At 60.7% G+C, this 24617-nt stretch carries 33 protein-coding genes; 2 read left to right on the top strand and 31 right to left on the bottom strand.

The features are described 5' to 3' along the window. Positions 1–2: 2 nt before the first annotated feature. From ACYZUM_RS12635 to ACYZUM_RS12540, 20 genes are all read right to left on the bottom strand, one after another. Positions 3–380 (bottom strand): TIGR03745 family integrating conjugative element membrane protein, encoded by a 378-nt coding sequence (locus ACYZUM_RS12635; RefSeq protein WP_200656397.1) that lies wholly within the window; start codon positions 378–380, stop codon positions 3–5. Positions 381–398: 18 nt separating this feature from the next. Continuing rightward, the gene (locus ACYZUM_RS12630; protein ID WP_200656396.1) at positions 399–638 is read right to left on the bottom strand and encodes a TIGR03758 family integrating conjugative element protein; all 240 of its coding nucleotides are present in this window, start codon (positions 636–638) and stop codon (positions 399–401) included. Continuing rightward, positions 635–961 (bottom strand): integrative conjugative element protein, RAQPRD family, encoded by a 327-nt coding sequence (locus ACYZUM_RS12625; RefSeq protein WP_200656395.1) that lies wholly within the window; start codon positions 959–961, stop codon positions 635–637. The genes ACYZUM_RS12630 and ACYZUM_RS12625 overlap by 4 nt, the downstream gene beginning before the upstream one ends. Before the next feature lie 119 nt (positions 962–1080). Then, positions 1081–1329, bottom strand: a complete 249-nt coding sequence (locus ACYZUM_RS12620; RefSeq protein WP_200656394.1) for a hypothetical protein — start codon at positions 1327–1329, stop codon at positions 1081–1083. A gap of 124 nt (positions 1330–1453) precedes the next feature. Next, positions 1454–1915 carry a hypothetical protein gene (locus ACYZUM_RS12615; RefSeq protein WP_200656393.1) on the bottom strand — a complete coding sequence of 154 codons (462 nt, stop codon included), beginning with the start codon at positions 1913–1915 and terminating at the stop codon, positions 1454–1456. A gap of 217 nt (positions 1916–2132) precedes the next feature. Beyond that, positions 2133–2861, bottom strand: coding sequence for a TIGR03747 family integrating conjugative element membrane protein (locus tag ACYZUM_RS12610; RefSeq protein ID WP_234451199.1), 729 nt, complete (start codon positions 2859–2861; stop codon positions 2133–2135). Positions 2862–2897: 36 nt separating this feature from the next. Then, a complete protein-coding gene (traD, locus tag ACYZUM_RS12605) occupies positions 2898–5021 on the bottom strand; it encodes a type IV conjugative transfer system coupling protein TraD (protein ID WP_200656392.1) in 2124 nt (707 codons plus the stop codon). A 10-nt stretch (positions 5022–5031) separates the two neighbouring features. Further along, positions 5032–5505 carry an integrating conjugative element protein gene (locus ACYZUM_RS12600; RefSeq protein ID WP_200656391.1) on the bottom strand — a complete coding sequence of 158 codons (474 nt, stop codon included), beginning with the start codon at positions 5503–5505 and terminating at the stop codon, positions 5032–5034. After that, positions 5502–6059 carry a transglycosylase SLT domain-containing protein gene (locus ACYZUM_RS12595; RefSeq protein WP_200656390.1) on the bottom strand — a complete coding sequence of 186 codons (558 nt, stop codon included), beginning with the start codon at positions 6057–6059 and terminating at the stop codon, positions 5502–5504. The genes ACYZUM_RS12600 and ACYZUM_RS12595 overlap by 4 nt, the downstream gene beginning before the upstream one ends. After that, positions 6041–6754, bottom strand: a complete 714-nt coding sequence (locus tag ACYZUM_RS12590) for a TIGR03759 family integrating conjugative element protein (RefSeq protein WP_200656389.1) — start codon at positions 6752–6754, stop codon at positions 6041–6043. Before ACYZUM_RS12590 ends, ACYZUM_RS12595 begins: the two co-directional genes overlap by 19 nt. A 9-nt stretch (positions 6755–6763) precedes the next feature. Continuing rightward, positions 6764–7438, bottom strand: coding sequence for a hypothetical protein (locus tag ACYZUM_RS12585; protein ID WP_200656388.1), 675 nt, complete (start codon positions 7436–7438; stop codon positions 6764–6766). Further along, the gene (gene pilL2 / locus ACYZUM_RS12580) at positions 7435–7956 is read right to left on the bottom strand and encodes a PFGI-1 class ICE element type IV pilus protein PilL2 (RefSeq protein WP_200656387.1); all 522 of its coding nucleotides are present in this window, start codon (positions 7954–7956) and stop codon (positions 7435–7437) included. Before pilL2 ends, ACYZUM_RS12585 begins: the two co-directional genes overlap by 4 nt. Positions 7957–8128: 172 nt before the next feature. After that, positions 8129–8845 carry a DUF5983 family protein gene (locus tag ACYZUM_RS12575; RefSeq protein ID WP_200656386.1) on the bottom strand — a complete coding sequence of 239 codons (717 nt, stop codon included), beginning with the start codon at positions 8843–8845 and terminating at the stop codon, positions 8129–8131. A 73-nt stretch (positions 8846–8918) separates the two neighbouring features. Next, entirely contained in the window at positions 8919–9476 is a 558-nt protein-coding gene (locus tag ACYZUM_RS12570) for a hypothetical protein (RefSeq protein ID WP_200656385.1), read from the bottom strand. Positions 9477–9550: 74 nt separating this feature from the next. Beyond that, on the bottom strand, positions 9551–10117 hold the full coding sequence (locus ACYZUM_RS12565; protein ID WP_200656384.1) for a hypothetical protein: 567 nt from the start codon (positions 10115–10117) through the stop codon (positions 9551–9553). 96 nt (positions 10118–10213) lie between these two features. After that, positions 10214–10702 (bottom strand): RadC family protein, encoded by a 489-nt coding sequence (gene radC / locus ACYZUM_RS12560; protein WP_200656383.1) that lies wholly within the window; start codon positions 10700–10702, stop codon positions 10214–10216. Positions 10703–10789: 87 nt separating this feature from the next. Next, entirely contained in the window at positions 10790–11047 is a 258-nt protein-coding gene (locus tag ACYZUM_RS12555; RefSeq protein ID WP_200656382.1) for a hypothetical protein, read from the bottom strand. A gap of 66 nt (positions 11048–11113) precedes the next feature. After that, complete coding sequence (locus tag ACYZUM_RS12550; protein WP_200656381.1) at positions 11114–11617, bottom strand: STY4534 family ICE replication protein; 504 nt, start codon at positions 11615–11617, stop codon at positions 11114–11116. 759 nt (positions 11618–12376) lie between these two features. Next, positions 12377–14359, bottom strand: coding sequence for a DNA topoisomerase III (locus ACYZUM_RS12545; protein WP_200656380.1), 1983 nt, complete (start codon positions 14357–14359; stop codon positions 12377–12379). 101 nt (positions 14360–14460) lie between these two features. Continuing rightward, entirely contained in the window at positions 14461–14805 is a 345-nt protein-coding gene (locus tag ACYZUM_RS12540; RefSeq protein WP_200656379.1) for a helix-turn-helix domain-containing protein, read from the bottom strand. Between the two features lie 188 nt (positions 14806–14993). Here ACYZUM_RS12540 and ACYZUM_RS12535 point away from each other — a divergent pair, with 188 nt between their 5' ends. Then, positions 14994–15251 (top strand): DUF4880 domain-containing protein, encoded by a 258-nt coding sequence (locus tag ACYZUM_RS12535; protein WP_200656378.1) that lies wholly within the window; start codon positions 14994–14996, stop codon positions 15249–15251. 75 nt (positions 15252–15326) lie between these two features. Here the strand turns inward: ACYZUM_RS12535 and ACYZUM_RS12530 are convergent, their stop codons facing one another. From ACYZUM_RS12530 to ACYZUM_RS12485, 10 genes are all read right to left on the bottom strand, one after another. Beyond that, a complete protein-coding gene (locus tag ACYZUM_RS12530; RefSeq protein WP_200656377.1) occupies positions 15327–15770 on the bottom strand; it encodes a single-stranded DNA-binding protein in 444 nt (147 codons plus the stop codon). Next, on the bottom strand, positions 15767–16276 hold the full coding sequence (locus tag ACYZUM_RS12525; protein WP_200656376.1) for a DUF3158 family protein: 510 nt from the start codon (positions 16274–16276) through the stop codon (positions 15767–15769). Before ACYZUM_RS12525 ends, ACYZUM_RS12530 begins: the two co-directional genes overlap by 4 nt. Further along, on the bottom strand, positions 16273–17025 hold the full coding sequence (locus ACYZUM_RS12520) for a PFL_4669 family integrating conjugative element protein (RefSeq protein WP_200656375.1): 753 nt from the start codon (positions 17023–17025) through the stop codon (positions 16273–16275). The genes ACYZUM_RS12525 and ACYZUM_RS12520 overlap by 4 nt, the downstream gene beginning before the upstream one ends. 259 nt (positions 17026–17284) lie before the next feature. Further along, positions 17285–18508 (bottom strand): STY4528 family pathogenicity island replication protein, encoded by a 1224-nt coding sequence (locus tag ACYZUM_RS12515; protein WP_200656374.1) that lies wholly within the window; start codon positions 18506–18508, stop codon positions 17285–17287. Then, positions 18505–19053, bottom strand: a complete 549-nt coding sequence (locus ACYZUM_RS12510; RefSeq protein WP_044321336.1) for a DUF2857 domain-containing protein — start codon at positions 19051–19053, stop codon at positions 18505–18507. Before ACYZUM_RS12510 ends, ACYZUM_RS12515 begins: the two co-directional genes overlap by 4 nt. Beyond that, a complete protein-coding gene (locus tag ACYZUM_RS12505; RefSeq protein WP_200656373.1) occupies positions 19050–20627 on the bottom strand; it encodes a ParB family protein in 1578 nt (525 codons plus the stop codon). The genes ACYZUM_RS12510 and ACYZUM_RS12505 overlap by 4 nt, the downstream gene beginning before the upstream one ends. A 12-nt stretch (positions 20628–20639) precedes the next feature. After that, positions 20640–20849 (bottom strand): hypothetical protein, encoded by a 210-nt coding sequence (locus tag ACYZUM_RS12500; RefSeq protein ID WP_157213084.1) that lies wholly within the window; start codon positions 20847–20849, stop codon positions 20640–20642. Between the two features lie 30 nt (positions 20850–20879). Then, positions 20880–21725 (bottom strand): ParA family protein, encoded by an 846-nt coding sequence (locus ACYZUM_RS12495; protein WP_200656372.1) that lies wholly within the window; start codon positions 21723–21725, stop codon positions 20880–20882. A 2-nt stretch (positions 21726–21727) separates the two neighbouring features. Continuing rightward, a complete protein-coding gene (locus ACYZUM_RS12490; RefSeq protein ID WP_200656371.1) occupies positions 21728–21952 on the bottom strand; it encodes an AlpA family transcriptional regulator in 225 nt (74 codons plus the stop codon). A 122-nt stretch (positions 21953–22074) separates the two neighbouring features. Next, on the bottom strand, positions 22075–22815 hold the full coding sequence (locus tag ACYZUM_RS12485; RefSeq protein WP_200656370.1) for a hypothetical protein: 741 nt from the start codon (positions 22813–22815) through the stop codon (positions 22075–22077). 1108 nt (positions 22816–23923) lie between these two features. On the opposite strand from ACYZUM_RS12485, the gene ACYZUM_RS12480 reads away from it, so the two are divergent. Continuing rightward, positions 23924–24361, top strand: a complete 438-nt coding sequence (locus tag ACYZUM_RS12480; RefSeq protein ID WP_200656369.1) for an SGNH/GDSL hydrolase family protein — start codon at positions 23924–23926, stop codon at positions 24359–24361. Between the two features lie 12 nt (positions 24362–24373). Here the strand turns inward: ACYZUM_RS12480 and ACYZUM_RS12475 are convergent, their stop codons facing one another. Further along, entirely contained in the window at positions 24374–24616 is a 243-nt protein-coding gene (locus tag ACYZUM_RS12475) for a hypothetical protein (RefSeq protein ID WP_200656368.1), read from the bottom strand. Position 24617 lies beyond the last annotated feature (1 nt).

Genomic DNA, 24617 nt, shown 5'->3' with positions numbered 1-24617 from the left:
CCTCACAGAATGGTGGCGGCTTTGTCGAGGAACCAGAGAATGATCACCACCAACAGAGCGCCGATCCCGACCACCGCGCCCAGATCCTTCCAGGTCTTGCGCTGGTTTTGCACATCGGCGTAGACCGTCAGGGAGTGCCAGGCGACACCCAGAAAGGCCAGTACAGCAATGAGCAGCCCGATCATGATACCGCCGTCATAGGCGTAGTTCTTGATAGTTTCGATCAGGCCGCCGCCCTCCCCGCGAGAGGGCGCTTCCATGGGGGGCAACTCGGCCAACGCCATACCCGGCCCCAAAATCAGGACCAGACCGAAAGCTTGCTGCTTGGCTTGTATGTAGCGGGATTTGATCAGCGCAGTGTTGAGGACGGTGGGGATCATGGCATTACCTCCAGGGCATCAGGACAACGTGAAAAACATCAGGACCAACAATGCGACGGACACGCGGGCAGCGCTGCCGCCCAGTGCCCCGAAACTCACATGACCCGCCGCCCAGCCTCGGTAGCCGGTCCACAACGCCCAGCTACACCACAGCAGAGCGATCACCAGCGTCAGCGAGATCCAGAGCCCAGAGCTCAGTTGCGGGGTATAGCCGGCGGCGCCCTGAAAGGCTGCGGTTTGCGCCTCAGTCATGCTCATGGCGGTGACTCGCGGGCGGGCTCGGCGGCGTAGTCGCCGATCAGTTCGGTGGGATCGGCAGGTTGGGCACGGCGAGGGGACAGATAATCCTGGAGGCCTGCCTCGATACGCTGAAGGTCGTGGCGGAACCTGGGGTAATCAAATCGGTAGCGCGCAGTTGAGTTCGACGATTGGTCGGCACGCTGCGCAATCTGATTGATCGCTCGGATTTGCTGGATGATGAGGTCCAGTTCTGCACGTTCGTCGCCGGCATACGCCATCGCATTGAGCGATGCCATCGCAACGAGGCTGAGCAGCACGGTTCGGGGCTTCAGAGCAGGCATGAGACAGATCTCAGATAAGACTGGGACCTAGGCTCTTGGAATGGGGAGTCGCAAGCATTCGTTTAATCGAATACAGGGCTATCGAATTGGGGGCAGGGCTTTCGGTGTAGCGGTGATGCTCAATGGAGAGTCGGCAGCGGGGGTAGACGGGAGACCATCCGATTAAGCAGCCCCACAGGATCATCCGGGACGATTTCCATGAACTGCCGCAATTCCCTGAGCGCGAGCCGATGGCGGTCATCCTGACGCAACCAAAGCCTCAACGACTTGAGTCGCCGACGATCACCGGGCGCCTGCAGCACACCATCGCAAAGTCGCATCGCACGATCTCGCATGCTATCGGTGACGCGTTCAAACTCGTCGCTCATCTTAATGAATTCCAGCAGTTGCCCAAGGCGGCCCAGTTACTAGAACATTGAACCATAGGCGAATGGCCGATGGTACGCGAGTATCAGCCCCCTCCGGCTAGCATCAATGTGGGACGCCTTTCAACTACCGCGAACCAGGGCTGCAAGGCCGATGATTTGCATCCGTAACCAGTGCTTTGGCGTTGTCACCGGACGCGATAGTCGTCGCGTAATCCATCATGACGGCTTCCACCCGCACGACTTCGACACAACTCACGTTACGGTCTCGGATTGACGTCACTTTTTCAAGAGGGCCAGTGCTTTGACCGCGGTTTATGGGCCCCAGAATTTCGATACTTTCGTCCGCCATGCTTGCCTTCGTACCGTCCGTAGTGTACGCAGCCACGAATACGCGCAGCGTCTTCAGGGTTCGCGGAAAACTGTTCTTGATCGTGATTTGCACCTCCAACTGTCCGCTCGCAGGGGCGACGCTGGATGTCAGCCGTGTGATCGCGACCGGGAACGCCGCGGAGGTGCCTTGCGGGATGGACTGGCTGGCGCACGCGCCTAGCAGCAAGCAGCTGATCGTCGTCAGGATGTGTTTCATGTGAGCCTCTGTGATGGATGCTGTGTGAGTCCCCGATGGCTAACAAGGGAAGGTGGATGCTGAAAAGCCTAGCACCGCGAGCTCCGTGGGGACGTCGGGCTGATTTATCGACTAGCGTGCTGAAACCTTTAAGTTAAATTCGAGATAAGGGTGGATGGGCACATACAGTGGAAAAGCTCATGTGCCGCATCCCATGGTGAGGGGCCTGTGAGGGGCTTTAAAGATACTTTTTGAATGTCGAGGCAGTGATGGCAATCATGATCCCTAGCAGAGCTGCGCAGGGCACTAGCACCCACAGAGGATTTACCGTGATGGGGAATGACAAATAGATAATCCAGGGCAGGAACATCAGCGGAACAAGAGATCGTTTGGCACGGTGGTAGATGAAGCTGCTTTCGCGTCCGGCGCCGAACTTTCTCAAGTCCCGGCGCATCAGTCCGTCGACCAAGCCCGTCAGTGTCGCGAGCAAGAACAGTGGCGTCGCCAAGCTCAGGACGGCCAGGCGCAACGCAAAGGTCATTGTCGTGTAAACCGCGGCTAGGATGTAGTCCTTGGTGAGAACATATACGCCACCGACCCACGCCCAGAAGCTATCGGATTGCCTGATCTCGCTGGCGCGAGCATCCAGGCGCGCTAGCCCGGTTCCCTCGATGAGCCACTCCTCCAGAAGCGTCAAAGCCTTCAGCGTCGCTGCTCCAGGTTGTTCAACAATGAGCGAGTTCTTGAAGTGGCTGCTGAGCCACGCGAGCTCGCTGTCGAGCATCGCGTAACTGTGGTGCCAGGCTTGCTCCGGCCAGAACCAGATCAGCCCTATGTATTCCATGATGATCGACGCCAGCAGGGACATGAAGAGCAGTCCGATGATCTTCAGCACGCCGGCAATGAACGACATGATCAGGCCAGGACTTTGCTGCGGTGGGGCCTGCCGCGGCAGATCGGCACTCATAGCACTAGCCGCGTGCAGAGGGACTGTGCAATACCGCTATCCACGGCGGCGTCCTGGCGGGGATTGCTCTGGGTCATAGTCCACGGTCGGACCACCGCCGCTGGCGGTCCACCACTTGTTCGCGTGGGCGTTATACGCCGCACGCATGCGGGTGGCCAGTTCCTGCAGGTCCTTGGGCATGGCATCGTCATCCGCCGGTTTGGGCAGGGGCATGCGCACCTTCCAGAGCTGTCCGCCTTCCTGGAAGGAAAACATTTGGCCCTTGGGCAAACTGACGATGTGCGCGGGCTCGATCAGCGGCACGGCAGTAGTGCTGACACGATCCTGGGATGAGGACGTGAAATCGGTATGGGCATCAGGGTCAGCCGTATCAGTGGCTCCTGAGACCAGCGTACGGGTCTGCACATTCACCTTGGGCAGTTGGTGGGTGAGCAGCTCGGCGGTCGCGGTCTCGCGCACACGAAGCATTTGCAGCGTGTTGAAGTTGCCGATGACCTGACCGGCCTTGGCGCGATTGCCGATCCTGGCTTCGATATCGCTCAAGGTCTGGGTATAGGCTGTCACCTGGATACCGGCGCCACCGCCCTTGTTGATCAGCGGAATGAACTCGTCGCCCATCAGTTCGTTGAACTCATCGGCGTGCAGATTGATCGGGAGTTTTTGCCCCGAGGCATCGGCACCGGGGAGTCCATGGTCGACGCCATGTTTGTAGATATGACCCGCGACCGACACCAGGTCGGCGAACATGGAGTTACCCACAGCCGCAGCCACTTCGGCATCGGTAAGGGCATCCAGGCCAACGTAGACGATGCCGCGTTTGCGGATGATCTGCATCCAATCGAAGATCGGCCGCGGATCTTCCAGGTCGGTGTAGTTGGGGGCCAGCAACTGCGCGGTCTTGCCGCTGGTGAGCTTTTCTAGCAACGGCAGCAGGGAAGCCACGATCTTGTCGAAGTAGGTGCGGTCATAGCGTACCGCCGAGCGCAGACCATCCATGACCGGATCAAAGATGCGCTTGGCGGCCAGGTATTGCTCGATCGCTACCACACGCTTTTCGCGCCCGACCATGTGCCGCGGGATGTTCTTCTCGTTGAGCTTGCCCTCGAGCTGCACAATGGCTTCCCAGGCACTGGCATCATGTCGGGCAAAGAACTGCTGGGCGTACTCGATGAACAAGGCGTCGATGTTCACCACGTGCCGCTGGATCTGCAAATAGTCCGGCCTTCGGCCCAGCTCGACCAGCGCACGGGCGATGATGTTGACGAAGCGCCAGGCAAACTCGCGAAACGCCGCGGAGTTGCCTTCGCCGCTCAGTTGGCCAGCGATACGAGTGGCCACTTCAGAGATGCGGCCGAAACGACCGACTGCGTTGTAGCGCGCGGAGATGTCTGGCCAGCCCAGGTGAAAGACATAGAACTCCTTTTCACGACCGGCCCTGCGCGACTCGACGTACATGCGCTTGAGCAGATCGGCATCGCCCTTGGGGTCGAACACGATCACCACTTCGGGCGCTTTTCGGTGGATATCCTGGGTGATGTACACCTCTGCCAATCGCGTCTTGCCGACCCGGGTGGTGCCCAAGACCAGAGTGTGTCCTACGCGTTCGCCCAGCGGGAGGCTAACCTCGGTCTCATTGGGCTCGACCCCATGCAGTAGCGGCGAGCCGCCCACAGGCGGCAGCGGTCTGACGGGGTTGAGGGCGCTGTCCCAAGCGGTGGCGCGGCCCAGCAGGGTGAGCGGATAGGGCGCCCATTCCAGGCGCTTTTCGAGGTGCCTAGCCATCCGATGGGGCAACGATTGGTTCACGTAACGGGCGACATCCGGATCCTGAGCTTCGACCAGGCGCTGTGTGTGCAGGCGGGTCCAGCGAAAGCCCCTGCCCATGAACAGCCGTTTACGGCTCACCGGTATTTGGCGGCTGGTCAGCTCGTAGCGGGGCAGGCGCCGGATATTGCGCCGGTAGCGCAGCACCATGCGCGCCTCATTGAGCCGCTTGAGGCCGAAGGCTGTGTAGGCCATGGCCATCCCGGCGCCGATCTCCGGGGAGAGCGCGACAGCCCAAGGGGAGTGCAGGCACAGCGCAGCGGCCCCACCGCAGACCGCCACGGTGTAGAGCTCGACGGCGGGGCGTAGCAACGACTCCATCACGTGATCGGCCATGACGGGTACCTTACTGTTCCAGGGCAGTGGCGGTGATCAGTACCGGGTAATGGGAGAGCTGTAATCGCTCCGCAATATCATCGCCGCTCACTGGCATGATGGTCAGCTCGGGTACTAATGACTGGATGCGCCGCAGCGAGCCGGCATCAGTCACGTCCACCACGAGTCCGGCGGCGCCCAGCTCTGTCAGGCGGGCGGCGTTGCTGCTCAGCCACTCCACTGAGGTCGCATCCTCCCCGACCAAAAAGAAAGGTTTAAGGCCCGGCATATGCAGCGTTCTCGCTTCAACATTGCCTGGGCTCAGCTTGGGGCTGCGTACCGGCAGGATCCAGTGCAGTCCCGAAGGGAGGGGCATGTCGGTATGGATGATCGACGGCGATACCGGGTTGAGCTTTCGGGTATGGTCCTGGGCCGCTGCGGGTGCAGCGCACAGCGCAGCGATACCCAGAGACAGCAAAAGGCGATTGAGGTCATGTCCAATCATGGTGAGGATTCCAAGGTGGGAGAAGTCGAGGCCTGCAACTGCTGCAGCTGCTGCCGAAACTGGGCGCGGTAGCGCGCGGCGATCACGCCACCGGCTGGGCGGTGGTAGCGGCCGGCAGCCTGGACCCAATCGCCGGTCAGATCGTAGTGCTCGCGCAGTAGCGTCGCGGTCACGATGAGGTTTTGCTGCGGATCCAGGGCGGCACATGGGGATGAATAGCGTGCGCCGTTATGGCCCAGATTGGTTTGCCCCAGGCCGACATCAATACGTTTGAGGTCGTGTTGCCTCGCAGCCTTGTGTATCCCTTGGCAGGCTGCATCCCGGGTGGGATAGCGTTGCCCCTGGCCGGCAATGTTCAGTGTCCAGGGCCAGGGGATGCGCTGACCGCGAAGCAGCGTCCCGCTCTCCTGCAGCGCCACCGCGAACAGCACGGTCGCCGGGACGCCGGCGCGCTCTGCGGCGAGTTGGTAAGCCGGCGGCGGGATGCTCTCGGCAAGCACCAGCCGCACCGGCAGCAGCAGCACGGCCAGCCAGGCTATTCGATGCGCTGCCATTGGCCATCGACCTGTTCGAAGCGGGCGGGGAGCGAGCCAAAGGCACCGAGGCTGAACCAGCGACCGCGGTCATGATTGAGGGTGATCTGCCGGCGTTGAACATTGGCTGGGACAATCCCAGCTGCTTTAGCCCAGCGACGGACCGAATCGTCATCGCCGTCGCTGCCTACCAGGTACAGATCAAACGCCGTACCTTGGTCCTGCAGGCGCTTCGCCACGTTCATGCAGCTGTCGCAATCGTCTTTGACGAAGAGCGCGCTGCGAGTGGCGGTTTGAGAGGCGGTACTGGCAGTGGTCGCCATGCCCTGGATTGGCATCAAATCGGGGTACAGCTTGGCCCACGCCTGCGTGTAGGCCTTCTGATAGGCAAGCTCGCGTTCGGCACGCTTGGCCTCAAGGCGAACCTGCAGCTCAGCATAGCGCTGGCGTTCCTGGTCCGTCTCGGCCTCGACGCCGAGGGTCGTCAGAGGATCGAGTTGCGGGCTCCAGTAGCGGCGCGGACCCGTTTGCAAGGATTCGAATTTGGCCCACTCCTGTTCGGTGAGCCCCCATATCTCCTGGGAGTGCTGGGCTGAAGCCCGCAATGCTTGCCGCTCAGGTGCCGTGTGGTTTGCGGTCGAGATGTCAGGGGCGGCCAGGGCCAGGTGGCAGAAACAGCCCATCGACCAGGCGAATAACGACACGAAGGTTTTCATGGCGCCTCCCTATGGAATTGGTAGGGTTTGAGCCTGGCCGGCGATCGAGAACACGGCAGTGCTCGTGTTCAGGTTGTCCAGTCGCCATCCGCCAAAGGTCTCGCCAGTTTGAATCAGGCGTACCGAACTAAGCGTTCGGTCGCCTAGTGGCAGGAGCGACAGAAAGCGCTCTGGCCCGCGAAGCTCGCTGCCCATGATCGAGAAGGGGGGCGTTGGCGGTTGTGGGCGTGGGCGTGGGACGGCCGGCGACTTGCTTGAAACGCTGGCGGGTCTCGCCTTCGGCTGAGGCGCCGCTTGCAGACGGACTTGAGCCAGTTGCTCCTCGATGAGCGAGAGCCGTAGCTCCAAAGGCTGCAGGTCGAGATTGGCAGTTGGTGCCTGCTTGGCGACCCTAAGGGATTCGATGTCGCTGGCCAGTTGCACCGTCTGTTCACCGTGCTCGGTTTGTGTCGAGGCCAGCTTGGATAACGTGCTACGCAGTTGCGCGATGGCGGTATCAGCCAAGCCTTGCTTGTCGTTCAGCTCACTCCATTGGCGTTGGTACTCGGAGACCGTCATTTCGTTTTGCGGTTTGGCCTGTAACGCTTGTAGCTGCCGATGCTGATTAACAGCCACCGCCGCCAGTCCCGACGTACACAGGCACAGGGCGCCGACAACCAGCGCCTGAAAGGAAGTCGATTTCATGGCTGGCCCTCGGCCGTTAGCGATGGGTCGTTGGTAACGACCTGCCGCTGGGTAAAACACACGGTGCGCAGCACCGGATCCGTCTGCAATTGCCAGGCCTCGCCCCCCAACACGTCCAAGGTGTCTATCAGCGAGATGGGCCCCAACTGGTAGTGCACTGACGGCAGTGGACGACTGAACAGCATCTGGACCCCAGGGGTAGCGGCGCACAGGGAGTACCCGGATCGTTGCAGGATGAAGTGCAAGGCATCGGCGACCGTGGCGTTGAGCGTCGGCGTGATATGGACGTCGATGATCTGAAGCAATGGATCACGTTGTTCCACGGTTGGCTGGGTGCTCACCAGGCCGTAGCGCCCTTGGGCGATTTCGGGAGCCGACTTCGGCTTGAACCTGGGATCGATCGCGCTGGATACCACAGGCTTTGCCGTTTTGGGCACAGGCGGAGCGTCAGTGCGGGCGGTGGCGCACCCCGTCAGTGCGAGGGCCAACGCGAGACTGATGGGAAGATTCAGGTTCATGATGAACTCTCGGCATTTGCGAGGGCTAACCATGGCAGTCAGGATGACACAGCACTTACCAGAAACCCGAATTCAACCTGGCCACTTTTCTGAACTACAGGATGCGTTAGCCTCAAGTGGTTGCCGGTGCGCCACGCAGAAAAAAAGCGCCCGTATCAAGGGCGCCTTTGGTTCAATCATCAGGAAAAACAGGTAATCCAGGCACTGCTGCAGCGTCAGGATCAAGGAACAAAAACCGCACATCGGCCTCACCTGCCAGCATCAGAATCCTGATCAGCGCCTCGGGCACGTCTTCACTGCGCATGCGCGCTTCGACGTCGCTACTGCTGGCATCGAACGAGCGTCGAGAGGGATTTGCCGACCAAGGAGTCGAGTACAGCTTGAACCCAACCGCGGTACTGCCCGGCAGGCTGAAGCACTCGAAGTAGCCCGTCGATCGCCCGCTGCTGGCCGGAAAGCAGAAAGTCCACAGGTCCGGCTGAGGCACGTGGGCACTGCTGATTTCCCAACTGCGGCTGTAGTGGCCGGTCTCAAACGCCATCTGCAGGATCGCCGATTGCGCAGCAGCCTCGGAGGGGAAATCCCCGAGGTGCACGGCGTTGCCGAAATGGTCAGCCGTCACCTGGTAAATCACTGCCGCGACGGTGCCTTCGGACGAGCATTGCGCTTCCAGATCAGGGTCTGGCTTTGGATCAGTACCGACCCATACCATGTCGTCGTTGAAACGGCAGGCAAGTTGCTCGATGTGCTCGTCGCTCAGATGAATCTGTGACGGGTGCAGCGTGCGGTAGCAGGGCGGCTGCTTGTCGTCGTAGATGATCATCAGCATGCGTTCGCTGACCATGGCCAGGTAGCCGCGGGCGAAAGGGTTTTCAGGTGTCGTGTTCATGCTCGGGTTCTCCACAAGGTGAGGAGGACCCCGCCCCAAGGGGGAAAGGCCCCCAAGGGATGTGCATCAATAGTCAGATGTTCAGCAGCTTCAGCACGTGCGGCCGCCAGCGAGTGGGGATAATGCGGGCCTGGAGATGGTCTGCCTGACGCCGCAGGTTTTTTGCGGTGCTGTGGTTGTCCCAACGGTCTTCGTCGATGGCTTCTGCCAGCAGGCGCCTTATTTGCGCTTCGGCTAAGAGCAATTCGTCACCGGTGCAGTAGGGCGGCAACCAGGTCAGAGCGGACTGCCTGACGAGGCCTGACAGCACGGTTTGACCGCCGCGATCCTGAACCGAGATACGCTCCGGCCGAAAGTCCAGCACCGCATCGCCGATGAAGCCAGCGTTGCCCGAGACCAGATAATGCAGGGCCTTGAGCAGGCACTGCTCGAGCAAGCCGCACTGTGCGAGCTCGATTGTCAGCGGCATCCAGAAGGTGTGAGCAAAGCCATCATCATCGGCGAGCTCTGCCTGGCCGTGGGCGAGCACCCGGAACTGACGTTCGAAGATGTCCTGGCGCAGGGCTGTTCCAGCGAGATAGGGGTTGTGAACGAAAGCGACGCCATCGAAGTGCTGTACATGAAGGTTCATGCTGTCTCTCCAAGTTTATGGAAAAACCGGGAGAGTCCACCCGATGGGGAGGTTACTCCCCGGTCGGGTCTGGGTCAGCGCGAGAGCGCTTGCAGCGCGTGAGGTATCCAGTGTTCGGCGATCATCCGGCCTTGCCACTCTTCGGCCTCGTTGCGCAGTTGCCGGGCGGCCTCGTGCAGACCGTCGTGGGTATGCACTTGTGCCCGATTCAACAGGTCCTGAGCGGTCAGTCTGGCGTACATCCGTTCGGTTCGAGTCACACAGGGCGACAGCCACTCGATGCTTGCTTCACGGACAACGCCCGACAGCACGGTGCGGCGCTGCAGGTCGACGATGTTGACCTGGTGGATTCTGAAATCCACCGCGCACGCCTGCTCCAATGCACGCAGCCCAAAGGTGTCGCTAAACAGGCAATCGTGAGCAGTCGCCATGCCCTCGGTGATCAGGCCACAGTAGCCCAGCACCACCAGCGCTCGTTCCTGGAAGGCCTGGGAGCAAAAGCTGCTTTTGGAAAAGATCATCTCGCCCTGACCCATCACCACGAATTGACGCTCGAACACGTCGCGTCGCAGCAGGGTGTCGGGTGCGTACGGGTTTTCCACAAACTGAACGCCCGCCAGATCATTGATGGACAGTTCCATGGTGATTCTCCTGTTTCGGTTGAGTGAAACCGGAGTCACCGCCTCCCCAGCGGGGAAGAGATTTTCCCCGGCACGGTGAAGCGTTTGCACGTGAAGTCAGAGCCAACCCATCTCGGCGAGCGACACGGGTTTTCCCTCACCCACCACGAAGTGATCCAGAACGCGAACTTCCACCAAGGCCAGGGCGTTCTTGAGCTGTGCGGTAAGGTTGCGATCGGCCTGGCTGGGTTCGGCACACCCTGAAGGATGGTTGTGGGCGAAAATGACCGCGGCGGCATTGCAGGCCAAGGCGCGAATCACGATCTCTCGCGGGTACACGCTGGCACTGTCAATGCTGCCGAAGAACACTTTTTCAAAACTCAGGGTCCTATGACGTGCGTCTAGGCAGACCATGGCGAAGACCTCTTGGTGATGCCGGGCCAGTTGGAGCTTCAGGTAGTCGGCCACCGCAGTCGGACTGAACAGGCATTCACCACGGGTGAAATAACGCCGATCCAGTAGGTCAAGCGCTTCGGCAATCATTTGGTCTTCTGCACCGCGGCGGGTGACATCGGTACCGTCGATCAAGGTGAGGGGAGCGTGCATGGTGTGATCCTCCAGTCGCAAAGGGGCACACCCTAAGGGCGTGATGGCCCCTGATGGGTTGGGTGAAAGAGTTGTGGATTTCAGTAATCACAATCGGGTGAAACGGTGGCGGGTGCCGTGAAGTGAGCAGTGACACGCATCACAAGGTGACGTGGAAAAGTGGTCGATGCCTAGGCCGGTCTCTGAGTCGAAATCAGCGCTCAGGGGCATCAGTTCCCGAGCACCCGAATGGATTGCGGCCATGCGCTGCTCGAGTTCCTCATCGGTGTAATACAGGGACAGCGCGCTGAAGTCGTCATAGGCGACGGCAAACAGGCAGGTTTGGCAGAGCCAGAAGGATTCCATGGGAGCCTCCTGCGGTAGAAGAAAAGGCGCTCGGGGGAGAGCGCCTGTTGCGGGTTGACGGAACGATCAGGCGGTTTGACGTGCCTGCGATTCGTCCTGATGCTGTGCGTGATCTGCATCAGCGGTGGGTTGCTCAGCATCGGTGGCAACGGGTGTACGGGCCGGGGCCTTGTACACCAGGGTGCCATCGACCTTGATCCACTCGATGAAGATCAAGCGGCCTTTGAGACAGGCGCCGGGTTGACCCTGACGTTCGCCTTTTTCGTAGATGAACGCATCGGTCCACAGATCACCGATACGAAAACCCAAGAGGACTTTGCGTTCGGCCTGGACGTCGGCCATGTGTTGGCGGATCAGCCTTTCCGCTTCACCACCGGCGACCTTGCAGTCGAAACGGGTGTATTCCACGTCATCGCTGGCGCCATGCAGGGCAGCGATATCACAAGCCATGAACGGCTGGCCGCGACGAACCGTGACTTCACGCACGCGGTTCAGATAGCCGATGCCTTGGGTGTGCAGGTTGAAGTAGCTGCTAGCTTGGGTTTGGTTTTGGGTAGTGGACTGAGTCATGGTGAATCTCCTGTTTGCAAGAAACGCGGAAACCCACCGTCCCGGCGGGAGGTGAATTCCGCAGGGGGATGACAAGTAGGCCCAGAAGGGCTGAGAAAACAATCAGCGCTCATTACCGACGAATCGATGACCGTGCGAGCTGCCGAACGCGAATCGCACTTGGGAGAACCACCATCGAAATGGCGCAGCCTTGAAGGTTCAAGCTGCCTGGGCGCTGTCATCGACAGCAAGTGCAGCCCATCTATAAAACGCGATCAATGGGACGTCAACAGCCGATCAAACAGAGGCTGTTGGCCCAGATTCGAGTGGCACACAGTGGAAACGTCGCGGGCAAAAAATAGCCCGACGGTCATCGGGCTGGGGACAAAAAGGACCACCTTTGGCCAATCGCGACAACGTCGCTCCTCGTGACAAGCACACGTTGGCAGGACCTGACCAACCGACCCTTGTCGTGGCCTGGGTCGGAATTTTCTGGCACGCATCCGCGCACAAAAGGCGCCCAGTGTTTCGCCGGCGGGCACCGGAGCTGATCGTCATCGCCGAAGCGAATGACCCCTGCGGCCTGGTGAAAAGCGGCACGGGTCATTCGCTGCAGCGATATGCAGGGCGGTGAAGGGCAACCAGGTTGCAGGAAGAAGTGGCTCCGAACTCATGGAGTCCGACCGAACTGCCCGGAGCGAATCGGTCTTGGCTCGCCAATGGCGAAGGGCGTCCTCACTACAGCAGCCCCGACCAGACCCGTCAAGTGCACGGTGAGGGTCACGGTCCCTTGGACTTGGGCTTTGACGCCTTGGGCTTGGCCAAGGGCTTGGTGCCCTTGCAGTCGGGATAACGCGAGCACGACCAGAAGGTGCCGGTCCGCCCGGTGCGTTTGCGCATCACCGTCTTGCAGATCGGACAGCCCGGGCCGCGCGCCGCCGGCACGTTGAGCTTGAGTGTCGCGTGGTGCTTGATGAGTTGGCTGAGCCATTCGCCCTGCTTGAAGAGAAAGGCGTCCACGGTCAGCCGGCCTGTTTCGATATGCTCGAGCGCCTGCTCCCACAACGCCGTCATCACCGGATCAGCCACCTCGGGCGGCACGGCCTCGATCAGCGTGTGACCGGCCGCCGAGGCCGACAGGCTGCGCTTCTTTTTCACCAGGTAACCGTGGTCGATCAGCCCCTGCAGGATCGAGGCCCGGGTGGCTTCGGTGCCGATACCGATGCTGTCCTTGAGGCGTTGGCGCAGGCGCGGATCCTCGATCTGATTGGCGATGGATTTCATGGCCCTGATCAGCGTGCCTTCGGTGTAGGGCTGGGGCGGTTGTGTGGTGCGGGCATCGACTTTTGCCGAGCACACGGTCAGGGCATGGCCCTCGTGCAACGCGGGCAGCGCCTGCGAGGCTTCGGCCTGGCCAGTGGGGTCGGCTTCGTTGATCCAGGGCTTCCAGCCAGGTACCAGAATCTGCTTGCCCGCGGCCTTGAAGGTTTCGCCGGCCCCGATGAACAGCGCTTCCGTCTTCAGGTACTCATGCAGCGCGCAGAACTGCGCCAGGTACCGGGCCCGGATCAACGCGTACACCGCACCTTCACGCGGGGGCAGGCTGTCGATCCGGAACGCCACGGCGGTCGGGATAATGCCGTGGTGGGCGGAGATCTTGGCGGTGTTCCAGGCGCGCGAACGCACGGACAGGTTCAAGTCTTGGATACGATCCCGAAGCGTTGGATCGGCTTGAGTGAGCGCCTCGAGCACCGCTGGTGCGTCGTCGATCATGCTCTCGGGCAGGTAGCCGCAGTCGCTTCGAGGATAGCTGGTGACCTTGTGGGTCTCGTACAAGGCCTGGGCGCATTCCAGCGTTTCCTGGGCGCCTAGGCCGAGCCGGGCCGAGCAGATTTCCTGCAGCGTCCCTAGGTCGAACGGTAGGGGTGCGGACTCGCGCACCCGCTCGGTTTCGACACTGTCGGTGTGCACCTGTGCGGCCTCGAGCACTCTCTTCAGCACCTGTTGGGCGGCGCTTTGTTGGGTACAACGGCCTTGGTCATCGCAGACCGAAGGGGGCGGTTGCCAGCGAGCCTGAAAATCTGCGGCCCCTGCGGCTAGGCGAATATCCAGCGTCCAGTACGGCTGCGCCACGAAGCTCGCGATGGCCCGATCACGCGCCACTACCAGTTTCAAGGTCGGCGTCTGCACGCGCCCCACCGGCAGGACTCCGTCATAACCCGCGCGGCGCCCAAGCAGGGTGAACAATCGACTGAGGTTGATGCCCACCAGCCAGTCGGCCCGCGACCGGGCCAGGGCCGAGTGATACAACGGCAAGGTTTCCGCACCGGGCTTGAGCGCCGCAAGCGCCTGTCGGATCGAGGCATCGTTGAGCGCCGACAACCACAGGCGCTGCACCGGCCCGCGGTAGCCTTCCAGTTCCAGGATCTCGCGCGCGATCATCTCGCCTTCGCGATCGGCGTCGGTGGCGATGACCACCTCGTCGCACCGGCCCAGCAAGCCGCGAATGACCTTGAGTTGGGAAGCGACCTTGGGCTTTGGCAACACCTTCCACTGCTGGGGCAGGATCGGCAGGTCTTCCAGGGCCCAGCGCTTGAGGTGGCTGCCGTAGGTTTCAGGTGGCGCAGTCTCCAGGAGGTGCCCGACACACCAGGTGACGGTGACCCGTTCGCCCACCAGGCAGCCTTCGGCACGCCGGCCGGCCTGCAACACGCGGGCAATGTCGCGCGCCTGGGAGGGCTTTTCGCAGATGAACAATTGCATGGCTTCGCTCCAGTCGGATGACTGAAGCAGGGTGACGCTCAGGGGGGAGGGAGCCAGCTTAAAACTGAATGTGCGGTGTCCAATTGGACGGTGGCGGCAGACTAACGCTGCTTCAGGTGGGCAATCAGGTGCACGGTCGAAGACAGGATGAACTGGCGATCGGCATCGGACAGCGGCGCGAGCAACAAGCCGATCTTGTGACCTTGGTCACTGGGGCGTGGGCTGAAGTCGGTCACCAACTCGGCCAGCCCGCAATCCAGCGCGCCCGACAGCTGAATCAGCTTGGGGACCGACAGCGACGTCTTGCCCAGTTCGAGCCGGGAATAGGCCTCACGACCCATCGACAGGCGTTCGGCCAACTGGTCCTGAGTCAGACCCAGGGCGCGGCGGCGCTTGGCGATCATTTGGCCAATCTGCTTATCGGCGGCGGCGATGATTTTCGGCAACTGTGCGGGTCTCCCATTCAACCTGAATGGTCGAGCAAAGACCTCGCAAGATGAATAACCTATCGGGTTGACTCTGGGCGATATGGGTTGTATTTGTTCAATTGAGTGTGTGGATTGCTGAAAATGGGCAAGAATCAGTTGCGGTCGCTGCGCGCGCGAGGCGCGTGTTGACGTACAAGGAAACTCACGTGGATACAGCGGACGATGAGCTGATAGGCCAGGTGCGGTTGCAGGCGCTTCGACGCTTTCTGGAGATTCATCGATCACCCGACGACAAGGACAAGCTCAGCGCCTTGGCGCAGTGGTTGGAACAATGCCCTACGCACCGGCAGGCGTTTCGGGAACTGGGGCAGGCGCTGGCGAAAGTCGCTGAGGATCCGGACGTGCTGGAGACGGCACTGGAGGCGATGTTGTTGCAATACAGCGCGGGCTCGACACGGCATTGAAGTGACTCGCGTCGATGGCGTGGGGTTTGGATGAGCGCCGCGCGGTGAGGCGCTCATTCCACTGAGGTCCACTGATCAGCTCTTGGCTCGACCTCCTTTGCGACTACTGCCGGTGCTCGCTTTGTCGGCCGGGCCCGACGGTGCGGCGTCGGAGGGCTTTTCACGCATGCTCACGCTGGCCAGCCGATGGGGCAGGATACCGATGCGACGTGCCTCGACCTTGAAGGTCACCCGCGCGTTGTCCTCGCTGTCCTCCCATTCATCGCGCACCGTGCGCCCCTCGACCAGCACGCGCATGCCTTTTTGAAACAACGTGCTCCAATGCTCGGCATCACGGTGCCACAGTTCAACCGGGGCCCAGTATCCACCTCGGTCTTCGTAGCCGCCCTCACGCGGTACCGGGTTGTCGAAGTAGACATTCAGGCGCAGCAGACGCCGCGGCTCATCATTGCCCGAGGTGAATGCCTGAAAGTCCGGCGCGCTGCCGATGTTGCCTTCGCCGACAAAAAAAGTGCTCATGGTAATGTCTCCGTTCCGGATGGGGATTGGCGCAGCACGCCTTCGGCGTTGGCCATCTTGTGGCTGCAGTCGAGCGCCTGGCGCTGCAGGGAATGCAGCACGCTCATCTGCAGGTTCAGCGCAATGCGGTTGCATTCGAGCTGGAACAGGGCAGTGCGCAGATCCGGGGGCAGGCGCGGATTGCGCATCAGCCGCTCCCAGACCAGGGCGCCCATGCGGGAAAAGTCCTGGGTGCGCCAGCGCAGAAAGGTGGTGCCGGCGCCGGTGTTCTGCAGCACCAGGCGAATGCCCAGCAACGACAAGGGCGGCAGCGCCATGATCGCCGCTTGGGTGCCCATGAGCTGCGCCACACGCTGTTCAAGCTCCCTCGTGACGTTCGTCAACTGAACCAGTTCCCCCTTACCCTTAAAAGGCTTTAAAAGGCCTTTTAGGGAGGCAGCGTGTTCGATGTCCCGATAGGCAGTGGGTGCGAGGGTCAGATCGGCGGGGAAGTCTCGTGGGGTCATGACGGCTTATCCGTCGCGTCTGTCTCGTGGTCCGCCGGAACGTCATCACTTGCACTGGCCGGCGCACTCTCCGTCGATCCCGCCACCGCGATGATGGGCGGGGCGAACTGCGAGCGGCGCTCGCCATCGAGCACATCCTGAGGCGGGCGACCGAACTTATCGACCGCCTCCTGAAAGCGAGCATTGTCGGCGGCCACATCGCTGCGGGTGACGCCGGACACGCGGTATCGATGGGCGATACCAAACAAGCTGCGCACCTGGTGAGCGCCCTGGTCAATCCATCCCTCCATGTCCGGCCGGCCAATGAGCGCCGTGTGATGGGCCAGGAGCACGCGTCTGACCAGCGTGTCGTAGTCGGTGAGCAGGTACACCGCCAGAAATCCCAGCTGGCTGGCGATGAACAGCGGTAGGGTCACTGGGTGGATGTTGAGGTTGTCACCTACGTCGATTTGCGAGGGCAGGAGTTTTTCAAGATGGCTGACCTGCTCCATCAACTGGCCCATCTGCGCCTTGGCGCGCAGCACCTTGTCCTCGAGCATCAGCATGAACCAGTCAGCAAAAGGGTCGTCCTGCGCCGCCGCTTGTTTGAGGATGTTGGTGATGTTGATGTAGGCCGCCATGCTCATGATCGGATGGCTGCCTTCGCGGGCCAGGCGGCCCTGCCACAGCCGAGCGGCGTGATGGGTGTGCAGGGTCAGGGTGATGGTGCTGCGCAGCGAGCCCAGGTTGAGCTGGAAATGGTCGGCCATGGGCAGGTCCTCAAGTCGGCGGGTGAGGACACAGTGCCGGGCAAACACCGGCGTGACTGCCGAAAACCTGAAGGACCTGTGTTCGGATAAGCTATGGCAACTGGAACAGTATGGATTTGATGCCTGAGGCATCAAATCTACTGAAGGCTGGTGCTCATTACCGCAAGTGCGTGAAGCCGGGCTTCAGGTTCGATCAACGCGAACGGCTGAACAGGGCGACTGGACGTCCATGGATTTGATGCCTCAGGCATCAAATCCATTAAGCGCTACTCATCAGCCCACATTGTTGGCGCAATTGATCCAGGCAGGCCCGTGCCACGGGGGACGCCGATCGCGGCGCGCCGCTGCGTTCAGCGCTCTTCGGCTCTGGCACCGCCTGCTGGACCCGCACGGCTTTGGGCGCAGGCACTTTGGTCGCGATGTCCCTGGCGGCCCACAATCGAAAGTCCCCCTCGATCGCTTTCCTGATCAACCCCATGAGGTAAGCGGCGGGGCGCCGCACGACCCCCGTCGTGCACCGGGCCACGGCCTCCTGCAGCACGGCCACCCTGGCCTCATTGGGCAATGCGGTCATGGCCTGCAAGGCGATCTGCCGATCACTCGCGCTGATGGGCAGGTTCGCTGGCCACTCGAGTTCGGATTTTTCCTCTTCGCGAAGTACCGTACTCTTTTGCTCTATACGCTTTTGTACAGTACTAGGGGGATTCGGAATCCGAACCGCCTCTAAATCCGGGGCTTTCGCTGGCAGTTCGGATTGACGTTGTGCCGCGTAGGGCAAGGAAGCGACAACCAGCGAAGGCTGTTCGGATTCGTGAGCAGGAGAGGGCGCCTCGAGCTCGAATGAGTGTTGCTCAGGCGCCAACGGCACCAGGGCGAGCACCTTGGGTACATAGTCCGCCGGTACCGTTTGGTCGCGCCGCAGTTCCCCCAGCACATGTCCGGCGGTGATGCGTATGCCCTTCGCGGCGTGCTTGAGGCTGCGCTTGATCAGATCTCCGTAACCCTCGTCCAACTGCAGTGCTTCGGCCGGCGTCAGCGGCTCGTCGTGCAGGACATAGATGGGTGGCCGCAACCGACCTAGATCGTCGCGAAGATGCGTGACCAGGCTGAGCCATCGGGTCAGCCGCAGGTTCTGCAATACACGCGCGACGGTCTCTCGTGAAGCTTTCTCGCCGCAGGGGACGGCGGACAGATACGGCTGCAGGTCCTCGTAGCGGGGGTATTTGAGGCCGCGCTCTACGATCATGAAGTGCAGGGCCTGCCAGGCGTTGCGCTCCAGTGGTGTGAGTCGGGTATCAAGCAGCAGAGAGCGGGGCATGATGTTCTGGGGTTTGCCGATGTAGCGAAACTGGATTGAGGTGTCGGGCGGTGGCTTGGGTTTGGGCGGCGACGGGAGTGGAAACAGGTGAGGGTTGTCCTGCATGTATTGGGCGCACTGGCGCATGGCGCGTTTTAGATCCTCAAAGCTGAGACCGTGCTTCATAGCTGCTCTCCGTAGAGGTGCAACTGTTGCCAGACCATGGTCAGGGTGACGCCTTGCTCCTCGGCGAGCATCATCATGGTGTCGAGCTTGTCGGCGGTGCCGTCCTGCTGTCTCAGCTGACGCCAGCGCTGCCACAACGCATGTTCCTGGGCTTCGGTCAGACTCTGTGGGCGACCGCGGCTGACCTCGATCTTCAGCAGCCGGCGGCGCATGGCGGTTTCGGAGTGGTCCAGCCCAAAGCACTTATTCATGATCAGCGAGCTCGCGCCGAGCTTGAGTGCGCGATTGATCAGGCGTTCGTTTTGCTCGTCACGGTCGGCCTGCTCGATCAGCCGGCGCATCACTGCGGTATCGACCTTGATTTCCACCCAGGGGACTGCGGCATGGGCTAAACGCGAGAGCGTGGTCGGTGGCAGGGATTGCAAGATCTCCAGGTCCTCTTCGGCCAAGCCCAACGCGCGACAGCGCTGAAGGTGGCCTTGGCGCAACTCGTGCAACACCTGGTTAAGCATGGTGTTATTCAGCAGGGCGAAGATCGCGTTCATGAGAGTGTCTCCGAATCGTCCTGAGATGTGGCCTGGCTCAGGTCCACGATACGTCGTGCCAGCACCACCAACTGGACCCACTGGTTCAGTTGTGGGTCGGGAAGGCGCTGAAGTTCGAAGGTGAGTCTGGAGTTGCCCACGAGCGGGGTCAGATAGTCACCGACCAGCAATTGGCCCACCAGTGTCGGGGGAAGCTGCTGCTTGAGTTCCCATTCGACCCCGTCCTGCGCGCGCAGAATGGAGGTGAGCAGCAGCTGTACGGCCACGCCTAGGGGTTCGGTGGCCTCTGAGGCCTGCCAGTTGAGCGTGAATCCAAGACCATGCTCTGCGCCCACGACAAAGTCTGTCAGTGCCGCGTAGTGGGCCAATGACTGCGCCAATTCGGCGGCGAGGCTGCGCAGTTCGGCGATGGCCAGTGGCGCGATGGATTCCATCAGCTGTGACAGAGAAGGGAGCGATGAGGTACTGGTCGTCTGCGCTTCGATCACCTCTGTGCTACCTGGGCGCAGGCCGCCGAAAATATCGTCCAACCTTAGCGAGTCCTCGTCGACGGGGTCATCATCGTCCCGGATCTGATCGGTTAGATAGGGAGGAGGCGGTGTCTGACTGTGAACCAGCGGCGGCGCGCTTGCGGGGTTGGCTCCGGCGTCTGGCAATTCGTTTACCGTCGTGGTGGGCCGCTCATTGGTGGAGCGTTCACTCGGCGGCATAACGTGAGAGCCGTTCTGCGTCAGTTCCAATTCCATCAGCCGCGGCGTAATGTCCAGCACCTTGGCCATCTGCGCCAACAAGGCGCCGCGCACCTCGTCCCAGTCGAACTCGTCGGACGTCGTGTCGAAGTTGGACAGCGTCTGCTGCCACAGCACAAGCAGTCGATCGAGCGGGGCCAGCAGGCGGTTCCACACCTGTTCGGCCCGTTTGCGCAGCAGAATGAGGCGCTCGATCTGAGGCTTCGGTAACCCTGAACACAGGGCATTGGGCAGACTGGGCAGCAGGTATTCGACGGTGTCGAACATGCGGCTGATCTGCGATTGCGAGACCGGATACCCGCCCGATGCCAACGCCTGGGCGAGTTCGCGTTGCGAAAGGGACGTGCCGTCATCCTCCAGCAATGCCTTCACGTTGACCACCGCCAGCGCGCGTTCAATAAACGCCAGCTGTCCGTGCAGATCGCTTTCAGCCAGATGCCCGAGCAAGGCGTGAGTCTCGCTGGTCCAGGGGCGGTAGCGGCAGGCGATCCGGAAGTAACGCTCGTCGCGCGTTTCTTTCCACAGTTCGTTCAGAATGGACAGGCGGGTGTTACCCCCATTCAAGATGATGAAATAGGTCTCGCTGGGTCGTCGGGTGATGGAAGGCGCCTGGTCCAGCCCGCGTTCACGAATCGATGACTTGATGTCGTCATACAGCGGATTGCGGATGAATCGGGGATTGCGTTCGTAGGGCCGTAACTGTTCCAGCGTTACGACGATCTCCGATTCCTGGTCTAACCCCGGCGCCGCGCTTTCGCCTGGCCTGCGCAGCAATATCTGTGGGCGCAGTCCAGCGCTGATCTGTTCCTGAGTGGGTTTGATCATGATGGGCCTCAGTCACGCCTGCGGGAGCTTGTCACCGACTTCAAATTTGACCACAAAAGCTGTGCCCGGCAATTCGAAGTGCTGGCTGAGCTCATGCAACAGCTTGGTGATAGCGGGGTGACCGCCCGGGAGGTCGAACACCACAGTGCAATAACAGGGTTCTGTTACCTCGCGATGGGGAGAAGCTGATGGCGATGGGATCACGCAGCGTGGCTCATGCATGGCGAGCTCCAATAAGTTAGCTGGAAGATTTCAGTAGCGGGCACAGACATCCGGTGCTGACGCAGGGTCGATGAGTCGATGCCATTCGGGAAACAGCTCAAGCGCTAGCTGCCGCATCGACTGCGCCGCGCTCAACCCGCCAGAGGGAGAGGGGCGATAGTCGATCCGGTGCGCGGGCAGGCCCAGCGAGGCCGCGTTCAAATAGGCCACGCGATCCAGCACTACCGCGGAACACAGGGTGACCTGGTTATGTGCGACAAAGTCTGCAGACAGGCTCTGAATGATTAAGCGCGTATCGCGGCGGCTCAGATTGACCTGGTTCAGCAGCAGCCGTGCCGGGGGAGGGCGGACGCCCAACTGCTCATAGGGCGCCAAGCTTTGCAGCAGCGCAAGCGTGCCGCGGTGCAGCTCCCGGGCCGCGAGCATTTCGGGTGGGATGGGGCTGAGCATCATGTCCGAGGCCAGCACTGACATCTCGACGATGACGCTGCGCGCGCCCTGAGTGTCGATCAGCACCACATCGTAAAAAGGCTCGAAGACATGGAGCAGATTTTTCAGCCGCAATCGGCCATCGGCGGCGTGCAACAAGAGGGTATTCAACTGGCCAAGCGGATCATTGGACAGGACCACGTGCAAACCTTCGACACAGGTCCGTGAAACGATCTGATCGAGATCTACCAGGCGATGGCCGATCAGCTCAACACTGCCCGCGGTGCCAGCGCAGGTGAGCGGGTAGTAGCTGGACAGCGTCGGTTGGCTGTCCAGATCGATCATCAGCACCCTCAGTCCGGCATCGGCCAGTAGGCCGCCCAGATTGGCCGTGACGGTTGTCTTGCCAACGCCGCCTTTGGTCGACACTACGGAGAGCACCTTCACCGTCACGCCTGCGCGCCGAGGCGTTCGGCGATCCACCGGTCGATCTCGGCAGAGTCCCAACCGACGGCGCGCATACCAATGCGCCGGGCCAAGGGGAACTTGCCTTCCTTCATCAGGTTGTAGATGTGCGCCCGCTTGAATCCGGTACGTTTCTCGACCTCATCACGGCGCATGATGTAGCGGTCGGTTTGGGCGGGGCTAACGGTCACGTCAGTTTGGGTTTGCATACGTGTCACTCCTTGGCGCCAGATGGCTTGCGATGGGAAGTGACATGAGTCAACACCAGGAAATCGAGCTTGTCATTGCAATGCAATCGCGGACGATTGCATTGCAACTTGGTACAGACGCGCTATTTGAATCGCTTGTTTGCGTCCGCAAACCGTTGATCCAACGTCCGTTTTTTGAAGCCTGGATGGTCAGGGTACTGCTGCTGGATAGCGGAAACGATCGCGTCCTGGCTGGCAAAAAAAGGCTTATTTTTTTCTCCAGGATTTCCGTTGAGCAAAAGCCTCAGAAGGGCGCCGGTGACATCCAGCAAGCTTGCTTCAGTGCGTGCATCCGCAGGCTTTCCCTCCTCGGCGGAGGCGCGAAGCTGCTCCACCTCGACCCCGAGCGTGGCGAGTTGGTCCACCACTTCAGCGTGAGATTTCGTCAGCCGACTGCACAAGACTTGAAGCGTGTCCCTGTCAGCCTTCAATACCAGATAGTGACCCCATTTCACCGAGCCCTCCGAGTCCGCTGCGTAGGCAAACAGAAAGGGCGGTTTCTGGTCTGGGTGGTAAAGGCTCATCCAGGCTTTCAGTTCGCCGTGGCGGATGCGCAGGGACCTCGGACCGAGGTTGGCATCAATCCCGGTAAACAACGCCTGCGGATGACTCGGCAGCTCCTGGTGCTGCACGGCATCCAGGATCACGCCGACATTTGTCGCCAGGCAGGGCCATCGGGGAAAGAGCTTGAGCAGTTGTTCGGGATACAGCCAGTTCGCCTGGCAGATCTGTGTCTCGAACGCTTGAAGCCCACACCAGCGCAGTGCTGCTTCGATAGGGGTGTAAAGCAATTTGAAATGCGGATCCGAGCATTGTCGGCACATGGGACCTCCTATTCCTTAGGATGGCCTCTCGCATTGGTCGTGTGGATTGGCCGCACAGAGAGTGGGCGAAATCCCATATTGTTATGCGCTCAGCGAGATGGCCTTAGTTGCAGCATGAAAAGCGGTAAGGCCCTTGCTGAACTGCTCCCAGGCGATGAGCGAATTCATATCAGACTCAGGCGTCCGTAATAAACTCCATTCAGGAGAGGGCGAGGATAGGACGTGGAAACATGTGGAGCAAGTGCTCTACAACAGCGCTTTCAGAGAGTGGTGTCAAAAAAACCGACAGTTGAAGCAGATATTCAAGCAGGTCGTTTATTTATGGGGTCGATCCTTTAGCGTGATTTTTTTGACAGCGTGCTTGTCGAAATAAAATGTAACAAACTCTGGCTTGCGGCGTTGGCTTGGTGCACGGGCCGGTTGGTACAAAAAGTGTTAAATCACCGATTGGATGCAACCGACGCCCGGTTTTTCAGGCGTCAACAGCGCTGTCGGCCCAACCCTCAATCGAATGCATTCAGATTGAGCTTCTGTATTGATTAGCCTCCTCCCGAAACTCACCGCCCAGGCATGCCTATGGGCTTGCAAAACTATCAATAGCGACTGGTTGTAGCTCTTCGGAGATCCCAGCGATCTGCAGGAAGCCATCGGACCGCATGCTCTTTGACCGGTCAGGAGAGTCACCATGGTCATTACAGTTCCCATTCTGCTTCAGCCTAACGTGACGTATAGCTCAGTTGCCACCGGCGGGGGACCTTCAAAAAAAAGACGCCTAGCGCTAACGCGAGCGCGCCGCTGAACCACAATGCATCTGAACGAGCCCCATGAAAGACAGGATACCGTTCATGCTGCTCTGACGTCCGTGCAAGCGCGACTGAGAATGCGCGGTGTATGGCCGCCACTCTCAGGGGCCTGCTCAACAAATTGCGCGTCAGTTGTCCCGGCCGTAGTGCTGATTGATACTGCGATAGTCGAATGCCTGAATATCCGGTATCCGGACGGCATCCAACTCTCGCTCCCGGCCGCCAAGCGTATCCCAGGCATGAACTTCAGGGCCGTGGGATGGAAGGCCCTGAACCGCAAGCCAGACGCACGCACAGGCCCTTGGATGAAGTACTTCAAGACCGCGACCTTGATGATCGGCACGAACGACTTCGACGGTGCAGGCGTCACTGCTGCTGGCGTCTATAACGACCTTATGTCCGTCGTGACCGAGGTGAAGGCGCAAGGTATCCCGAAGGTAGCCGTCCTGAAGGTCCCGCCACGCACTACCGGGACATACACCACAGACACCCAGACCACGCATGCCGCATACGTCCAGGGCGGCGTAGTTGATCAGCACAACGCCATGCTCGACGCCGCAGGCCTCGACCTTGTGGTCGATATGGTCAGCGTGAAGGGCACCGTCGACATTCGGAAGCGGTACGCAGGTTCTGGCTCGCCATGGACTTCGGATGGCATCCACGGGGTTCGCCTGATGCAGCGTAACCGTATGGGCGCCGAATTGATAACGGCGTTTTTGTCGTTCTTCGGGATCGCGGCGTAACGGGCCATCGGCTCACTTCCCGGCATTCGCCATTTCTCGCAGCCGCTTCTCGGTCGCCACGTCGAACAGGATGTAGAAGGCCTCGATCCGCGCAGCTTCCAGAGTGCGCGCCGTTTCGAGACCAAGGACGAAACCCTCAGCCATGTCGCTGGCTTTGACGGTGTGGTTCGGGGTGGCCGCTTCCTCGATAGCTGCAAGCAGGCGCTGGCTCACGGCGAGGATTGCTGGCGGGAGGATGAGGTTCTCGAAGGCCATG

The sequence above is a fragment of the Pseudomonas sp. m6p genome (genome assembly GCF_055760375.1).
The sequence above is the reverse complement of the archived record's forward strand: the minus strand, read 5'-3'. Positions and strand labels throughout refer to the sequence as shown.

What these genes read in the sequence shown, in the direction of transcription:
- ACYZUM_RS12520 (WP_200656375.1), bottom strand. Translation starts at nt 17,025, where the DNA reads ATGGCCGACCATTTCCAGCTCAACCTGGGCTCGCTGCGCAGCACCATC.
- radC (WP_200656383.1), bottom strand. Translation starts at nt 10,702, where the DNA reads ATGCACGCTCCCCTCACCTTGATCGACGGTACCGATGTCACCCGCCGC.
- ACYZUM_RS12490 (WP_200656371.1), bottom strand. Translation starts at nt 21,952, where the DNA reads ATGCAAACCCAAACTGACGTGACCGTTAGCCCCGCCCAAACCGACCGC.
- ACYZUM_RS12530 (WP_200656377.1), bottom strand. Translation starts at nt 15,770, where the DNA reads ATGAGCACTTTTTTTGTCGGCGAAGGCAACATCGGCAGCGCGCCGGAC.
- ACYZUM_RS12620 (WP_200656394.1), bottom strand. Translation starts at nt 1,329, where the DNA reads ATGAGCGACGAGTTTGAACGCGTCACCGATAGCATGCGAGATCGTGCG.
- ACYZUM_RS12545 (WP_200656380.1), bottom strand. Translation starts at nt 14,359, where the DNA reads ATGCAATTGTTCATCTGCGAAAAGCCCTCCCAGGCGCGCGACATTGCC.
- ACYZUM_RS12615 (WP_200656393.1), bottom strand. Translation starts at nt 1,915, where the DNA reads ATGAAACACATCCTGACGACGATCAGCTGCTTGCTGCTAGGCGCGTGC.
- ACYZUM_RS12555 (WP_200656382.1), bottom strand. Translation starts at nt 11,047, where the DNA reads ATGGAATCCTTCTGGCTCTGCCAAACCTGCCTGTTTGCCGTCGCCTAT.
- ACYZUM_RS12635 (WP_200656397.1), bottom strand. Translation starts at nt 380, where the DNA reads ATGATCCCCACCGTCCTCAACACTGCGCTGATCAAATCCCGCTACATA.
- ACYZUM_RS12505 (WP_200656373.1), bottom strand. Translation starts at nt 20,627, where the DNA reads ATGATCAAACCCACTCAGGAACAGATCAGCGCTGGACTGCGCCCACAG.
- ACYZUM_RS12595 (WP_200656390.1), bottom strand. Translation starts at nt 6,059, where the DNA reads ATGGCAGCGCATCGAATAGCCTGGCTGGCCGTGCTGCTGCTGCCGGTG.
- ACYZUM_RS12625 (WP_200656395.1), bottom strand. Translation starts at nt 961, where the DNA reads ATGCCTGCTCTGAAGCCCCGAACCGTGCTGCTCAGCCTCGTTGCGATG.
- ACYZUM_RS12475 (WP_200656368.1), bottom strand. Translation starts at nt 24,616, where the DNA reads ATGGCCTTCGAGAACCTCATCCTCCCGCCAGCAATCCTCGCCGTGAGC.
- traD (WP_200656392.1), bottom strand. Translation starts at nt 5,021, where the DNA reads ATGGCCGATCACGTGATGGAGTCGTTGCTACGCCCCGCCGTCGAGCTC.
- ACYZUM_RS12575 (WP_200656386.1), bottom strand. Translation starts at nt 8,845, where the DNA reads ATGAACACGACACCTGAAAACCCTTTCGCCCGCGGCTACCTGGCCATG.
- ACYZUM_RS12515 (WP_200656374.1), bottom strand. Translation starts at nt 18,508, where the DNA reads ATGAAGCACGGTCTCAGCTTTGAGGATCTAAAACGCGCCATGCGCCAG.
- ACYZUM_RS12600 (WP_200656391.1), bottom strand. Translation starts at nt 5,505, where the DNA reads ATGATTGGACATGACCTCAATCGCCTTTTGCTGTCTCTGGGTATCGCT.
- ACYZUM_RS12550 (WP_200656381.1), bottom strand. Translation starts at nt 11,617, where the DNA reads ATGACTCAGTCCACTACCCAAAACCAAACCCAAGCTAGCAGCTACTTC.
- ACYZUM_RS12630 (WP_200656396.1), bottom strand. Translation starts at nt 638, where the DNA reads ATGAGCATGACTGAGGCGCAAACCGCAGCCTTTCAGGGCGCCGCCGGC.
- pilL2 (WP_200656387.1), bottom strand. Translation starts at nt 7,956, where the DNA reads ATGAACCTGAATCTTCCCATCAGTCTCGCGTTGGCCCTCGCACTGACG.
- ACYZUM_RS12585 (WP_200656388.1), bottom strand. Translation starts at nt 7,438, where the DNA reads ATGAAATCGACTTCCTTTCAGGCGCTGGTTGTCGGCGCCCTGTGCCTG.
- ACYZUM_RS12500 (WP_157213084.1), bottom strand. Translation starts at nt 20,849, where the DNA reads ATGCATGAGCCACGCTGCGTGATCCCATCGCCATCAGCTTCTCCCCAT.
- ACYZUM_RS12570 (WP_200656385.1), bottom strand. Translation starts at nt 9,476, where the DNA reads ATGAACCTTCATGTACAGCACTTCGATGGCGTCGCTTTCGTTCACAAC.
- ACYZUM_RS12510 (WP_044321336.1), bottom strand. Translation starts at nt 19,053, where the DNA reads ATGAACGCGATCTTCGCCCTGCTGAATAACACCATGCTTAACCAGGTG.
- ACYZUM_RS12480 (WP_200656369.1), top strand. Translation starts at nt 23,924, where the DNA reads ATGAAGTACTTCAAGACCGCGACCTTGATGATCGGCACGAACGACTTC.
- ACYZUM_RS12610 (WP_234451199.1), bottom strand. Translation starts at nt 2,861, where the DNA reads ATGAGTGCCGATCTGCCGCGGCAGGCCCCACCGCAGCAAAGTCCTGGC.
- ACYZUM_RS12485 (WP_200656370.1), bottom strand. Translation starts at nt 22,815, where the DNA reads ATGTGCCGACAATGCTCGGATCCGCATTTCAAATTGCTTTACACCCCT.
- ACYZUM_RS12525 (WP_200656376.1), bottom strand. Translation starts at nt 16,276, where the DNA reads ATGACCCCACGAGACTTCCCCGCCGATCTGACCCTCGCACCCACTGCC.
- ACYZUM_RS12565 (WP_200656384.1), bottom strand. Translation starts at nt 10,117, where the DNA reads ATGGAACTGTCCATCAATGATCTGGCGGGCGTTCAGTTTGTGGAAAAC.
- ACYZUM_RS12590 (WP_200656389.1), bottom strand. Translation starts at nt 6,754, where the DNA reads ATGAAAACCTTCGTGTCGTTATTCGCCTGGTCGATGGGCTGTTTCTGC.